Source organism: Microbacterium mitrae (genome assembly GCF_008017445.1).
Taxonomy (GTDB): Bacteria; Actinomycetota; Actinomycetes; order Actinomycetales; family Microbacteriaceae; genus Microbacterium; species Microbacterium mitrae.
This window is the reverse complement of record NZ_VRSW01000001.1, coordinates 146,249-160,806: the sequence shown is the minus strand read 5'-3', so window position 1 is coordinate 160,806 and position 14,558 is coordinate 146,249. Positions and strand designations below refer to the sequence as shown.

The 14,558-nt window shown below is 62.8% G+C and carries 10 protein-coding genes; 2 read left to right on the top strand and 8 right to left on the bottom strand.

Annotated features, from left to right (window positions below; genetic code table 11):
* Positions 1-61: 61 nt before the first annotated feature.
* Together FVP60_RS00700 and FVP60_RS00695 are read left to right on the top strand one after the other, a co-directional pair.
* Positions 62-1,633, top strand: a complete 1,572-nt coding sequence (locus tag FVP60_RS00700) for a S10 family peptidase (RefSeq protein ID WP_222705882.1) — start codon at positions 62-64, stop codon at positions 1,631-1,633.
* A 50-nt stretch (positions 1,634-1,683) separates the two neighbouring features.
* Positions 1,684-2,679, top strand: a complete 996-nt coding sequence (locus FVP60_RS00695) for an AsnC family transcriptional regulator (protein ID WP_187240522.1) — start codon at positions 1,684-1,686, stop codon at positions 2,677-2,679.
* 66 nt (positions 2,680-2,745) lie between these two features.
* Here FVP60_RS00695 and pyk read toward each other — a convergent pair whose 3' ends face one another.
* From pyk to FVP60_RS00655, 8 genes are all read right to left on the bottom strand, one after another.
* Positions 2,746-4,194 (bottom strand): pyruvate kinase, encoded by a 1,449-nt coding sequence (gene pyk, locus FVP60_RS00690; RefSeq protein WP_147824365.1) that lies wholly within the window; start codon positions 4,192-4,194, stop codon positions 2,746-2,748.
* Positions 4,195-4,248: 54 nt separating this feature from the next.
* Complete coding sequence (locus tag FVP60_RS00685; RefSeq protein WP_147824364.1) at positions 4,249-5,715, bottom strand: glutamate synthase subunit beta; 1,467 nt, start codon at positions 5,713-5,715, stop codon at positions 4,249-4,251.
* A complete protein-coding gene (gene gltB / locus FVP60_RS00680) occupies positions 5,708-10,279 on the bottom strand; it encodes a glutamate synthase large subunit (protein ID WP_147824363.1) in 4,572 nt (1,523 codons plus the stop codon). The genes FVP60_RS00685 and gltB overlap by 8 nt, the downstream gene beginning before the upstream one ends.
* A gap of 272 nt (positions 10,280-10,551) precedes the next feature.
* Entirely contained in the window at positions 10,552-11,496 is a 945-nt protein-coding gene (gene lgt, locus FVP60_RS00675; RefSeq protein WP_147824362.1) for a prolipoprotein diacylglyceryl transferase, read from the bottom strand.
* 34 nt (positions 11,497-11,530) lie between these two features.
* The gene (gene trpA, locus FVP60_RS00670; protein WP_147824361.1) at positions 11,531-12,322 is read right to left on the bottom strand and encodes a tryptophan synthase subunit alpha; all 792 of its coding nucleotides are present in this window, start codon (positions 12,320-12,322) and stop codon (positions 11,531-11,533) included.
* On the bottom strand, positions 12,319-13,524 hold the full coding sequence (gene trpB, locus FVP60_RS00665; protein WP_147824360.1) for a tryptophan synthase subunit beta: 1,206 nt from the start codon (positions 13,522-13,524) through the stop codon (positions 12,319-12,321). The genes trpA and trpB overlap by 4 nt, the downstream gene beginning before the upstream one ends.
* Before the next feature lie 3 nt (positions 13,525-13,527).
* The gene (gene trpC, locus FVP60_RS00660) at positions 13,528-14,301 is read right to left on the bottom strand and encodes an indole-3-glycerol phosphate synthase TrpC (protein ID WP_147824359.1); all 774 of its coding nucleotides are present in this window, start codon (positions 14,299-14,301) and stop codon (positions 13,528-13,530) included.
* On the bottom strand, positions 14,301-14,531 hold the full coding sequence (locus tag FVP60_RS00655) for an HGxxPAAW family protein (protein WP_147824358.1): 231 nt from the start codon (positions 14,529-14,531) through the stop codon (positions 14,301-14,303). Before FVP60_RS00655 ends, trpC begins: the two co-directional genes overlap by 1 nt.
* Positions 14,532-14,558: the final 27 nt, after the last annotated feature.

Sequence of the window (14,558 nt, the reverse complement as noted above, 5' to 3'; positions counted from 1 at the left end):
CAAATGTAGTGAATCCTGCAACTGACACGTCGCGATGCGTCATTTCAGTAGCGTCATCGCTGTGACGACACCATCTGCAGGCGGCGCCGAGGCCGCAGTCGACTCCCCCACGGTTCACGAGCAAACGCCCGATCCAACCATGATTCTCGGCGACTCGGTGACCACCAACCACCGCATCGACACGGTTGGCGGCGAGCTGAGCTACACCGCAACAGCCGGTCGAATGACCATCGGTGCCGAGGTTTTTGACGACGGCAAGTTCAAGGGCAACCAGGCTCGGGCTCGCGTCTTCGTCGCCTCGTACGTGCTGGACGCCCCCGATGACGAACGCGCGAAACGCCCCGTCACGTTCATCTTTAATGGTGGTCCTGGCTCCCCCACCGTCTGGCTGCAGTTCGGCTTGTTCGGTCCCCACCTGGTGTCAACGGGCGACGTCGACTCACGTGTGGCTCCGCCCTACGCGCTCACTGAAAACGCGCACACCCTTCTGATCGACTCCGACCTGGTGTTTATCGACCCGATGACGACGGGCTTTTCCCGGGCAACCGCCGACAGCGACCCGTCGCAGTACCACGGCTACATCGGGGACCGGGATCTCATCGCCGATGCCATCCGGCTGTGGAGCACCGTCAATCAGCGTTGGGTGTCGCCCAAGTTCTTGGCCGGAGAGTCATACGGAACCACGAGGGCTGCGGCGCTGGTCGGCTACCTCCTGCGACGACACGGCATGGCGTTCAACGGCGTGATTCTGATTTCGTCTGTCTTGGACTTTCACACGATCGATGACGCGGATGAAGGCAATGACGATCCGTTCGTCTTCTATCTGCCCACTTTTGCAGGGGCCGCGCACTATCACGGCAAACACGGTGACCGCGACCTGCGTGATCTCCTGGATGAGGTACAGGCTTTCGCCGAGACGGACTACCGGCTGGCGCTCGCGCGCGGGTCACGGTTACCTGCGGCTGAGCGCCGAGAGATCGGGGCGAAGGTTGCCGGCTACCTCGGGGTATCTACCGAATTCGTATTGCGGGCAAACCTTCGCGTGCAGCACGGCCACTTCGTCACCGAGCTGCGTCGTGACGACGAGCTGACCGTTGGCCGCCTGGACACGCGATTCACGCAGTCGCCGGGGCGCAACAACCAGGCGGCGATGGAGGTTGATCCGTCGCTCGATTTCATTCTGCAGCCCTACGCCTTCGCCGCCAACCACTACTTCCGTTCCGTTCTGGGGTATGAGACAGAACTCACCTACGAGTTGATGTACGGCCGCGTATTTCCGTGGTCGTACCGCGAATTTGAGAACCGATCCGTTTCGAGTGCCGACGACCTGGCGGCAGCGATGCGCTCCAATCCCGACCTCAAGGTCTATCTCGCAAGCGGCTTCTATGATGCGGCGACGCCGTACGCGGCGGCCGAACATGTCTTTGCGCACCTGCGAATCCCGGCTGGCGCATACGACGGCATCGTCTCGTACTACTACGAGGGCGGCCACATGATGTACGTCAACGGCGCCATTCGCGTCGCGCAATCCGACCACATTCGTGAGTTTGTGCGCTGGGCGAGTGGCAATGCCGAGAAGCCCATCGTGGCCGGCGAATACCGCTTTCACGACATCCGAACCGGGCTCGGGTGATCGAACCCACGCGTACCCGAGCCCCGAGGGGTCACCGATATTCTGGTGAGGTGAATGAGCTGGACTACGGCCTCCTGGAGGCGCTGACGCTGCGCCCGCGGGCGCCGTGGTCTCAGGTCAGCACGGCGCTCGGCGTGAGTGCGGCAACGGCCGCCCGCCGGTGGGAGGCATTGCGCTCTCAAGGACTGGCGTGGATGAGCGCATTTCCCGGGCCGCGCTACGCGCCCGGCTCCCGTATTGTCGAGATCCATATCGCGTGCACGCCGCACCGGCGCAAGGATGTCGCGCAAGCCCTCGCCGAACATCCCGACATGCTCTCCATCTCGGCAATGGTTGGCGATTGGGATCTCGTCATCAACACGCAAACGAACGCGGGCATTGCCGGTATTGAGGCGCTGCTTGATGACCCGATCTGGTCACACCCCGGTATTCGTGGGCGCTCGGTTGCGCAGGCGGTTCGGCTGTTCAGCCAGGGCAACGACTGGCGCATTGGCGCGCTCGCGCCAGCACAGACCGCCGAGTTGCTTGGTGCCCGCACCGCTCGCAATGAGGTTGTCAGCGACAGCGCACGAGAGCACATGACCCGGCTGCTGCATGAAGACCCGCGAATGAGTGCGTCTAGCCTTGCCGAGGCGCTACGCACCAGTGTCGCAACCGTCGGACGGCGCCTGGAGACCCTGTTGCACGAGGGAGCGATCTCGGTACGCACCGAGGTCGCGGCGTCGGTGTCTGGCTGGTCATCCGGGGGCTACCTCTACCTCGATGTGCCGCCCCGCCTGCTTGACGCTGTCGGCCAGTACATTTCTCACCTGCCATCGACCCGCCTCAGCATGGGCGTTCTCCACAGCCGCTGGAACCTCTCGACAGTCTTCTGGCTCAACCGCATTGAGCAGCTGCTCGACATCGAAGAAACCATCACGTCGCAGTTTCCCGAGGTGCGCGTGGTGCACCGTGCCACGCGATTGCGCGAAATCAAGCGACTCGGCTGGTTGCTTGACGATGATGAGCGCGTGAAGTCGCGTGTGCCGATCCGGTTCAGCGCGTAGAACGCTCCAGAAACGCCGAAGGGGCTGGGCTTGATCCTGACGATCGAGCCCAGCCCCTTCTCCGTCTTACTTGACCTCTTGGTAGATGGGCGCTGCGCCGTGAATGGCGTCACCCACCTTGTGCACGCGAAGGTCGTTGGTTGACCCCACGATTCCGGGAGGGGAACCAGAGATCACCACAACCTTGTCGCCCACCTCGGCCAACTTGTTGCCGAGCAGGTAGTTGTCTACCTGCACGTACATCAGGTCGGTGTGCTTGACCATCTCGACCAGGGTTGCGCGGATTCCCCAGGTCAGCGCCAGGCGGCGCTGGATGCCCTCAAGCGGCGTAAACGCCAGCATGGGGATCTTGGAACGCAGGCGAGACATGCGACGCGCCGAGTCGCCCGACTGCGTGAACACGCAGAGGAACTTCGCGTCGACGAAGTCAGCGACCTCCGCGGCAGCGAGCGTAATCGCGCCACCCTGCGTGCGAGGCTTCGTGGTCAGCGGCTGGATACGCTCCAAGCCGTGATCCTCGGTCGACTCAATGATGCGGGCCATGGTCTCAACAGCGACCGTCGGGTATTCACCGACAGACGTTTCGCCGGAGAGCATGACGGCGTCTGCACCATCAAGCACGGCGTTGGCGACGTCACTGGTCTCAGCGCGCGTCGGCACCGGGCTGGTGATCATCGATTCGAGCATCTGCGTGGCAACGATGACAGGCTTTGCCATGCGGCGAGCAAGCGCCACCGCATCCTTCTGCACGATCGGCACCGCCTCCAGCGGAAGCTCAACACCGAGGTCGCCGCGGGCGACCATGATGCCGTCAAACGCATCGACGATCTCTTCGAGCGCGGCAACAGCCTGCGGCTTTTCGATCTTTGCGATGGTGGGAATGAACTTTCCCTCTTCACGCATGATCTCGTGCACGCGTTCAATATCGCGAGCGTCACGCACAAAGCTCAGCGCAATGAGGTCTGCTCCGATGCGAAGACCCCAGCGGAGGTCATCCTCATCTTTTTCGCTCAGCGCCGGCACGTTGACGGCTACGCCGGGAAGGTTGATGCCCTTGTTGTTAGACACCGCTCCCGCGACAATAACCTTCGTGACAACGTCGACGCCGTCGGTCGAAACGACCTCGACGCGTACCTTGCCATCGTCAATCAGAAGGAAGTCACCCGGCTTGACGTCTTGGGGCAAACCCTTAAACGTCGTGCCAACGCGCTCCTTGGTTCCGAGGATCTCCTCGGTGGTAATGGTGAAGAGGTCGCCCTCTGCGAGTTCGTGGGGTCCGTCGGCAAACTTACCGAGTCGAATCTTGGGACCCTGCAGATCCACCAGAACGGCAACGGCCTTACCGATGTCGTCTGCCGCACGACGCACGTTGGCAAAGTTTGCCTCGTGCACCGAATAGTCGCCGTGGCTGAGGTTCAGCCGTGCGACGTCAACGCCCGCTTCAAGAAGCGATCGAACGGTTTCATATGTGGATGTTGCAGGACCCAGGGTGGCGACGATTTTTGCGCGTCTCATCCGTATGTGCTCCGGTTGTTAGGGTTCTGTGGCCATCAGCTGGCCATCTCCAGCCTACTGATGCGGTAGTCCGATAGCGACATCACTCGCCCGGACAGGCGCAGGCAACGACGTTGTACCCATCAGGTACGCGTCGGCATGCGCCGCTGCCGCACGCCCCTCGGCGATTGCCCACACGATGAGCGACTGGCCGCGGCCAGCGTCACCGGCGACAAATACACCAGGGAGGGACGTGTGGAAGTCATCTTCGCGAGCGATGGTTCCGCGCGCGGTAAAGGGTGCCTTGACCTGGGGTTCCAGCGTGTCACGCTCGGGGCCGGTGAATCCCATGGCGATGAGCACCAGGTCAGCAGGAATCTCCCGCTCGCTGCCCGACTTTGGCACGCGCTTACCGTCGATGAATTCGGTTTCAGCGACGCGAAGGGCACGCACCTCCCCCGCCTCGTTCGCCAAGAATTCAACGGTCGAGGCGAGATAAACCCGCTCGCCACCCTCTTCATGTGCCGATTGCACTTCGAAAAGTGTCGGCATCATCGGCCAGGGCTGGCTTTCGGGGCGCTCTTCGCCGGGCTGATGCCCGATCGCGAGGTTCGTTACGCTGAGCGCGCCCTGGCGGTGCGCGGTTCCGATGCAGTCGGCTCCGGTGTCACCACCTCCGATGACGACAACGTGCTTGCCTTCAGCGGTGATTTGGTTGGTGACCGTGTCTCCGGCGATCGCCTTGTTCGATTCGACGAGATACTCCATGGCGAAGTGCACGCCGGGCAGATCGCGGCCAGGAATTGCCAGATCTCGCGGCACGGTCGCACCGGTCGCAACGATCACCGCGTCGTAGCGGTCACGCAGTTGGCTCCAGGTGATGTCTTTGCCGATCTCAACCCCGGCGCGAAAACGCGTACCCTCGTCCTGCATCTGGCGGATGCGATCTTCAATGTGCGACTTCTCCATCTTGAAGTCGGGGATGCCGTACCGCAGCAACCCGCCAATGCGGTCATCGCGTTCAAACACGGCAACCGTGTGGCCGGCGCGCGTCAACTGTTGCGCCGCGGCAAGGCCCGCGGGGCCGGAACCAACGACAGCGACCGTCTTGCCGGTGATACGGCCGGGCGGTTGTGCCTGCACCCAACCGTTAGCGAACGCCTCATCGATAGTCGACACTTCGATCTGCTTGATGGTGACGGCCGGCTGGTTGATTCCCAAGACGCACGAACTTTCGCACGGTGCCGGGCACAGCCGCCCGGTGAACTCGGGGAAGTTATTCGTGGCGTGCAGACGCTCGATAGCCTGGCGCCCTTCGCCGCGCCACGTCAGATCGTTCCACTCGGGAATCAAGTTGCCCAGCGGGCAACCCTGGTGACAAAACGCGATACCGCAGTCCATGCAGCGACCGGCCTGGCGACGAAGCACGGCCTTGTCGCCAGGCTCGTACACCTCTTTCCAGTCCATGATGCGAACCGGCACCGGCCGACGCTTGGGGAGCTCGCGCTCCGTAACCTTCAGGAAGCCCTTCGGATCAGCCACCTGTCACCTCCAAAATGCGGTTCCAGACAACCGTGCCATCGGGGTCCAACCCCTCGGCCGCGGCGTCCTGACGAGTCTTGAGTACGGCCGCGTAGTCACGCGGCACAACACGAACGAAGTTCGGCGCTTCGTCGTGGAAGTTGGCAAGCAGCGATGCCGCGCGAGACGATCCGGTCGTTGCCTGGTGACGGGTAAGCAGGTCACGCAGAATCTCGCGATCGGCTGAGCCGAGCGACTGAATCTCCAGTTCACCCGAGCGCAGCGCGTCGCGATTCACCAGTTCACGGCGCAGGCGATAAACGTACGCGGTTCCGCCCGACATTCCGGCGCCAAAATTGCGGCCGGTGGAACCAAGAATCACCGCGAGACCGCCGGTCATGTATTCCAAAGCGTGGTCTCCGACACCCTCAACCACGGCTGTCGCGCCAGAGTTGCGCACCAAGAATCGCTCACCAACAACACCGCGCAGGAACATGGTTCCCTGCGTCGCACCGTAGCCGATGACATTACCGGCAATCACGTTGCGTGCGGCATCGAACGTGGCTCCGCGCGGCGGCAGCACGGCGATCTGGCCGCCGGAGAGACCCTTGCCGACGTAGTCGTTCGAGTCGCCCTCAAGGCGAAGAGTGATCCCTGCGGGCAGGAATGCGCCGAAAGACTGACCGGCTGAGCCCGTGAGGTTCACCACGATCGAATCGTGCGGCAGACCGTGCTCGCCGTGCTTCTTCGTCACGAAGTGGCCAAGCATCGTTCCGACCGCGCGTTCGGTGTTGCGGATGGGGAGGTCGATGGTGACCTGTCCGCCGTATTCGATCACGGGGCGCGCGTGCTCCAGGAGCGCGACGTCAAAGTGCTTGTCAAGCTCGTGGTCTTGTTCACGGAGGTGCTTGCGCGGCGCATCGTGCGGCAGTTCTGGGCCCACCAGAATCGGCGTGAGGTCAAGACCACGTGCCTTCCAGTGCGCGATAGCGCCGTCGGTGTCAAGCAGTTCGGCGTGACCGACAGCCTCGTCGAGCGTACGGAAGCCGAGCTCTGCGAGGTACTCCCGCACCTCCTGGGCGATGAACTCCATGAAGTTGATCACGAACTCCGGCTTGCCGGTAAAGCGTGAGCGCAGCACCGGGTTCTGGGTCGCAACGCCGACCGGGCAGGTGTCCAGGTGGCAGACGCGCATCATGACGCAGCCGCTGACAACGAGGGGTGCGGTCGCGAAACCAAACTCCTCCGCTCCCAGTAGCGCGCCGATCACGACGTCGCGACCCGTCTTCAGCTGGCCATCGACCTGCACCACCACGCGGTCGCGCATGTTGTTGAGCATGAGGGTCTGCTGCGTTTCGGCAAGCCCCAGCTCCCACGGCGAGCCGGCGTGCTTGAGCGAGTTCACCGGGCTCGCGCCCGTTCCGCCGTCATGGCCCGAAACCAGCACCACATCGCTCAACGCCTTAGCGACACCGGCTGCAACCGCACCGATACCCGACTGGCTGACGAGCTTGGTGTGAATGCGAGCCGAGGGGTTCGCGCGCTTGAGGTCGAAGATGAGCTGCTTGAGGTCTTCGATGGAGTAGATGTCGTGGTGCGGCGGGGGCGAAATGAGGCCCACGCCGGGGGTACCGCCGCGCGTGCGAGCGACCCACGGGTATACCTTCTCCGGCGGGAGCTGGCCACCCTCACCGGGCTTCGCTCCCTGCGCCAGCTTGATCTGAATGTCTTCTGCCTCGGTCAGGTACAGGCTCGTGACGCCAAATCGGCCCGACGCGACCTGCTTGATGGCGCTACGGCGTTCCGGGTCGAGCAGGCGCTCAACATCCTCGCCGCCCTCCCCCGTGTTGCTTTTGCCGCCTAGACGGTTCATCGCGATCGCGAGCGTCTCGTGCGCCTCTTGCGAGATCGAACCGTAGCTCATCGCACCGGTGGAGAATCGCTTCACGATTTCTGACACCGGCTCGACCTCATCCAGCGGCACCGGCGGACGCACGCCGGTGCGCAGCGAAATCATGCCGCGCAGGGTCTTCAGTTCGGACGCCTGGTCGTCGACAAGCTTGGTGTACTCACGGAAGATGTCATAGCGACGCGTGCGCGTTGAATGCTGCAGACGGAACACCGTCTCCGGGTTGAAGAGGTGAGGCGGACCCTCGCGACGCCACTGATACTCGCCGCCGGTCCACAGCCGCTCGTGGGCGCGAACGGCGGTGTCTTCCGGGTAGGCGTAGTCGTGACGGGCCTGGTTTTCGGCCGCAATTTCGTCAATTCCAATGCCACCGAGCTTGGACTCGGTGCCGGTGAAGTATTCGTCGATGACCTCTTGCGACAGGCCAATCGCCTCGAAAACCTGAGCGCCGGCGTATGAGCGCACGGTCGAGATGCCCATCTTGCTCATCACCTTGAGCACGCCCTTACCGAGCGCGTAGATCAGGTTTTGCACGGCCTTCTGCTCGGTGACTCCGGAGATACGGCCGGTGCGCACCAGCCACTCAACGGTCTCCATCGCGAGGTACGGGTTAACCGCCGAGGCGCCGTAGCCGATCAGAGTGGCCACGTGATGAACCTCACGCACGTCGCCGGCCTCGATCACCAGGCCCACCTTCATGCGCGTCTGGTTGCGGATCAGGTGGTGTTGAACTGCAGCGGTCATCAGCAGCGAGGGAATCGGAACCAGGTCTTTGTTGCTGTCGCGATCGCTGAGGATCAAGAACTCGGCACCGTCTTCGATGGCCGCATCTGCCTCCGCGCACATTTCTGCCAGACGCTTCTGCATGGTTCCGGGGCCGGCATCAAAGTGGTACAGGCCGCGAATCGTCACACTCTTGCGTCGCGGAAGCGCCTTGTTGATGTGCTGAATCTTCGCGAGCTCGTCATTGTCAATCACCGGGAAGTCCAGCGTGACACTCTGTGCGTGTTCCGGGCCCCACGTGAGGAGGTTGCGCTCCGGCCCGATGCCGATGCGCAACGACGTGACAACCTCTTCACGAATCGAATCCAGCGGCGGGTTGGTGACCTGAGCGAACTGCTGCACAAAGTAGTCAAACAGGAGGCGCGGCCGGTCGCTCAGCACCGCGATTGGCGTGTCTGAACCCATGGCGCCCAGCGGCTCAGCACCGGTCTGGCCCATCGGGGCGAGCAGCGTGCGCACCTCTTCTTCGGTGTATCCGAACGTGCGCTGGCGGCGCGTGATGGACGCGGCCGGGTGCACGATGTGTTCGCGCTCGGGTAGCGCATCGAGGCGCACCGCACCCTCAAGCCAGTCCTCCCACGGGTGCAGGTTGGCGAGGTCTTCTTTGATTTCGTCGTCCTTGATGATGCGGCGCTGGGCGGTGTCAACGAGGAACATGCGCCCGGGTTGCAGGCGACCGCGACGCTTGATGCGCTCGGGCTCGAACTCGAGCACTCCCGTCTCCGAGCCAATCACGATCAGTCCGTCTTTCGTCTCCGTCCACCGTCCTGGACGCAAACCGTTGCGGTCAAGAGTTGCGCCCACAACGGTTCCGTCGGTGAAGATCAACGCAGCGGGGCCGTCCCACGGTTCCATCTGCATGGAGTGGAATTCGTAGAACGCGCGCAGCTTCGGATCAATATCTGACTGCTTCTCGTACGCCTCCGGAACCATCATCATGATGGCGTGCGGCAGGCTACGACCGGTGAGGGTCAGCAGTTCCAACACCTCATCGAACGACGCAGAGTCACTCACGCCGGGAGTGCAGATCGGAAGCAGCGGCGCCATATCGCCAAGCAGTTCAGACTCCAGTTGCGACTGGCGCGCCCGCATCCAGTTGCGGTTGCCGCTGACGGTGTTGATCTCGCCATTGTGAGCGAGCATGCGAAGCGGCTGCGCAAGCGGCCACGACGGGAAGGTGTTGGTCGAGTAGCGAGAGTGCACGACGGCGAGCTCGCTGGCAAAGCGGTCGTCGCGCAGATCGGGATAGAACGGCTCCAACTGCAGCGTGGTGACCATGCCCTTGTAACCGAGCGTGCGAGAGGAGAGCGAAACAAAATACGCGCCTTGCTCAGTACGAGCACGGACGCGCAGACGGTAGGCAAGACGGTCAAGGTCAAGACCGCTCATTGCCGGAGCGCCGCCGATCGCGGGGCGCGACAGAAACAGTTGCTCGCACTGCGGGCGTGCGTTGTAGGCGAGCTTGCCGAGGTTTTCTGGCGCGGTCGGCACCAGGCGCCACCCCAACACGGTCAGCCCCTCAGACTCGGCGATCGCCTCAATGCCGCGCTTCTGTGCCTCACGCTCATCGTCATCAAGCGGCAAGAAAGCCATACCGGCGACGTATTCGCCTACGGTCGGCAGCTCAAACTCCAACACCTCGCGGAAGAACGCGTCGGGCATTTGCGTCAGAATTCCGGCACCATCACCGGTGCCGGCATCGGAACCAATGGCACCGCGGTGCTCCAGATTGCGCAACGCCTCGAGCGCGAGCGCAACGATGTCGTGCCCGGCCTCGCCGCGAAGCGTCGCGACCATCGCCAGGCCACAGGCGTCCTTTTCGAACGCAGGGTTGTACATGCCCTGTTTGGCGGGAAAGTTGCCAACGAGAGCTGGTTGAGGGGTCGAAGACATAAAAGTCGTCCTCACAAAAAGTGGCGGTCAGTAACTGGGACGACGTTGGCCCAAGTGCGGAAGGCCCGATAAAGAATCAGGCAAATTCGGGCGAGCTTGTGGCGACCGGTGGGGAAATGAAAGTCAGGAGGAGGTTCGCTCACAGTGACTCATCGACAGATTGTTTTGAAATCCTAGCATTTTCATTTCGGGTTGCTGACCACTCACAATTCCGCAAACGAAGAAAGTCGTGAAGATGGGCATCTTCACGACTTTCTTCAGACAGCGTTGAGCTAGGCCTTGGCCACTTCTCGGGCTTCTTCTGCCTCTTCTGCTTCGGTGGGAGCAGAGGTGTCGACGTACTCCACCTCGGTCGCCTGCGGCACGCGCCCCGGAACGTACGGTGATGGTTCCGTACCGTAGTGGCGGCGCTGAACGAAAAGCACGATCAATCCGACGACAACGCCGAGAATCGCCGACCATACGTTGGTGCGCAGGCCCAGAATGATTTCGCTCGGGTCGATGCGGATCGACTCCCATACGATGCGGCCGGCGGAGTACCAGATGAGGTAGACCGCGAACAGGCGGCCCCACTGCATGCTGGCCTTGCGGCCGAGCCACAGCAGCACCAGCACGCCGAGGGTGTTCCAAATCACTTCGTACAGGAACGTGGGGTGATACAGGGTGTCGGGTGCCGCACCGATGGGCAGCGCGGGGTTTCCTGGCGAGATTTCCAGACCCCACGGCAGGTCGGTTGGCAAGCCATAGAGCTCCTGGTTAAACCAGTTGCCGAAGCGTCCCATCGCCTGGGCGAGCAGCATGCCGGGTGCCAGTGCATCGGCAAACGCCGTGAAGCGAATGCCCGTCCAGCGGCAGCCGATCCAGGCACCCACGGCGCCACCGATCAGGGCGCCGTAGATGGCAATGCCGCCCTCCCAGATCTTGATCCACGCCCACGGGTCAGTAACCTCAGGGCCGAAGTAGTCCCCCATGTGGGTGAACACGTGGAACAACCGGGCGCCGACGAGGGCAAGGGGCACGGCGACGAGGATGATGTCGATGACCACCCACGGCTCAGCACCACGCTTGGTGAGGCGGTGATTCGTCATGAACGTCGCGACAATAATGCCCGCGATGATGCACAGCGCGTAGAAGTGGATCGTGAACGGTCCCAGCGTGAAACTGCTAATTTCCGGGCTGGGAATACTCGTGGCAACGCTATGTGCGAAGGACTGCATGTGAGAAGTCTACTTCCGTGATTTTGACGGCGCGTTACGCGCCAGGACGAGGGGTTCCGGCTGCCAGCGCACGCGTGGTCTCAGCCAGACCGGCGACACCATGATCGCGCAGCGAGCGTACCAACGCGGTTCCGACGATGGCGCCGTCGGCATACTCAAGCACGCCGGCAACCTGTTGCGGCGTGGAGATGCCAATGCCTACGCATGCCCGCAACGGGCCATACTGGCGCAACCGACCGACGAGCGTGCGCGCAGCAGCGTCAAGCTGAGCGCGCTCCCCCGTGATGCCCATGGTAGAAACCGTGTAAACGAAGCCCGTGGAGTTCTCCACGATCATCTTGAGGCGTTCGTCGGTTGAGGTCGGTGCCGCGAGAAAGATGCGGTCAAGCCCGGTGCGCTTGCTGGCGGCAATCCACTCGCCGGCAGCTTCTGGCGTAATGTCTGGCGTGATGAGTCCGGCTCCGCCCGCGGCCAGCAAATCGTCGGCGTATCGATCGACGCCGTACTGCATGACCGGGTTCCAGTAGGTCATTACAACGACCGGAACATCGACGCGCTCCGTGATGGCCTTGATCGCTGGAAAGAGGTCGGCAAGGCGGAAGCCGGCGGCCAGCACCTGCTGCGTCGCCTGCTGGATAATTTCGCCATCCATCACCGGGTCAGAATACGGCGGGCCGAGCTCGATGATGTCGGCGCCGTTCTCTGCCAATGCGACGGCTGCCTCAATGGCGGTCTCCGCGTCAGGAAAGCCAGCGGGGAGATAGCCAATCAGCACGCCGCGCCCCTGGGCCTCGGCTGCGGCAATCGCCGCTTCTACCCGGCTCATGCCTGCTCCTTGTCGTAAAGATCGAAGTACCGCGCCGCGGTCTCCATGTCTTTGTCGCCACGGCCCGACAGGCACACCGCAATGATGGCGTCCGGTCCGAGCTCGCGGCCCAGGCGCATCGCGCCCGCAAGGGCGTGTGCTGATTCAATCGCCGGAATGATGCCCTCGGTGCGGCTGAGTAGGCGCAGCGCCTGCATCGCTTCGTCATCGGTGGCCGGAATGTACTGCGCGCGACCGATGGAGGCTAGCCACGCGTGCGCGGGTCCAACTCCGGGGTAGTCGAGACCCGCCGAGATCGAGTGCGATTCGATCGTCTGACCGTCTTCGTCTTGCAGCACGTACGTTTTTGAGCCGTGTAGCACGCCTGGGCGCCCGCGCTCAATCGAGGCCGCGTGACGGGGCGTGTCAACGCCGTCGCCTGCCGCCTCGACGCCATACAGGGCAACGCCCTCGTCATCGAGAAACGCATCGAACATTCCGATGGCGTTGGATCCGCCACCAACGGCGGCAACAACCGCGTCGGGGAGCTTCCCGGTCAGGTCGAGAATCTGCGCGCGGGCTTCTTCACTGATGATGGCTTGGAACCCCTGCACCATCGCCGGGAAGGGGTGCGGGCCGGCGGCGGTGCCGAAAATGTAGTTGGTGGTCTCGACGGTGGCTACCCAGTCACGGTAGGCATCGTTGATCGCGTCTTTCAACGTGCGTGATCCGGTCTTCACCGCGATCACTTCTGCACCCAGCAACCGCATGCGCGCCACGTTCAGCGCCTGACGTTCGGTGTCGACCTCGCCCATGTAGATGGTGCAGTCAAGGCCAAACAGCGCGGCAGCCGTCGCCGTTGCAACACCATGCTGACCGGCACCGGTTTCGGCGATCACACGCGTCTTGCCCAGGCGCTTGGTAAGCAATGCCTGACCGAGCACGTTGTTGATCTTGTGTGAACCGGTGTGGTTGAGGTCTTCGCGCTTGAGGATGATGCGCGCACCCCCGGCGTGTTCGGCAAAACGCGGAACCTCGGTGATGACCGAGGGACGACCGGCGTACGAGTGCAGCAGGCCTCGATACTCCGCGATGAATGCGGGATCGGCCATCGCCTCTTCCCACACCGCGGTCAGCTCATCGATGGCCGCGATCAGAGATTCCGGCATATACCGGCCACCGAAGTCGCCGTAGAAGGGTCCGTGTTCGTCGCGAAGACTCATGATTTATACCGCCAGAAATTGTTTCAGTGTGGCGACCGGATCACCGGTTACCAGGGCCTCGCCCACCAGCACCACATCGGCGCCCGCGGCGCGATAGTGGGCGACGTCGGCCGGGGTGAGCACCGCAGACTCGGCGATCTTGATGGCGTCTGCCGGGAAGGCATCAACCAACGTGCCAAAAAGGTTGCGATCAAGCTCAAAGGTTGACAAATTGCGGGCATTCACGCCGATCAGCTTCGCGCCGATCGCCTTGGCCCGCTCCAGCTCCTCGGCCGAATGCGTCTCAACCAGCGGCGTCATGCCGAGCGAGACGATCAGCCGGTAAAGGCGATCAAGCGTGGCCTGGTCAAGCGCGGCAACAATCAGCAAGACGAGGTCGGCGCCAGCTGCGCGCGCCTCAAACACCTGATACTCGGTGGCGATGAAATCTTTGCGCAAGACGGGCAGCGAGACACGCCCGCGAACAGCCTCCAGATCGGCAAGGCTCCCCTTGAACTTGCGGCGCTCGGTCAGCACGCTGATCGCCGACGCGCCGCCCTGCTCGTAGAGCGCAGCCTGATGCGCCGGGTCTGGAATGTCTGCCAGATCGCCCCGCGACGGTGAGGCTCGCTTCACCTCGGCGATGATCTTGACGACATCGGCCGGCGCAAGCGCGGCGAGCGCATCGATTGCTGCCGGGCGCGCAAGAGCGTCGCGTTCCACCTCAGCCAGCGGCCGTTGTGCTTCGCACTCCTGAGCGTCAGCTACTGCGCCGGCCGTCAGGTCGGCGAGTGCCATCAGTGACCCTTCGGAACGTACTTCGGGCCCTTAACACCCCAACCCAGCTTGGCCATCAGCCAACCAACGAGCAGTCCGACGACCAGCAGGCCAGCCGAAACATAGACGCCGATTTCGTTGTGGGAAACAAAGAAGTAGGTTCCGACAACGAAAGCAAGGAGCATGATCGTCACAGCGGTCCACGCGGCAGGTGAGTGTCCGTGGCCGGGGTCGTCGATCGGGTTGCTCATAGTTGTCCTCCGAGGAAGTCGTTAGGG

Bases quoted from the DNA above. Each gene is read 5' to 3' on its own strand.
- lgt (WP_147824362.1), bottom strand. From the start codon at position 11,496: ATGCAGTCCTTCGCACATAGCGTTGCCACGAGTATTCCCAGCCCGGAA.
- pyk (WP_147824365.1), bottom strand. From the start codon at position 4,194: ATGAGACGCGCAAAAATCGTCGCCACCCTGGGTCCTGCAACATCCACA.
- trpB (WP_147824360.1), bottom strand. From the start codon at position 13,524: ATGAGTCTTCGCGACGAACACGGACCCTTCTACGGCGACTTCGGTGGC.
- trpC (WP_147824359.1), bottom strand. From the start codon at position 14,301: ATGGCACTCGCCGACCTGACGGCCGGCGCAGTAGCTGACGCTCAGGAG.
- gltB (WP_147824363.1), bottom strand. From the start codon at position 10,279: ATGTCTTCGACCCCTCAACCAGCTCTCGTTGGCAACTTTCCCGCCAAA.
- FVP60_RS00655 (WP_147824358.1), bottom strand. From the start codon at position 14,531: ATGAGCAACCCGATCGACGACCCCGGCCACGGACACTCACCTGCCGCG.
- trpA (WP_147824361.1), bottom strand. From the start codon at position 12,322: ATGAGCCGGGTAGAAGCGGCGATTGCCGCAGCCGAGGCCCAGGGGCGC.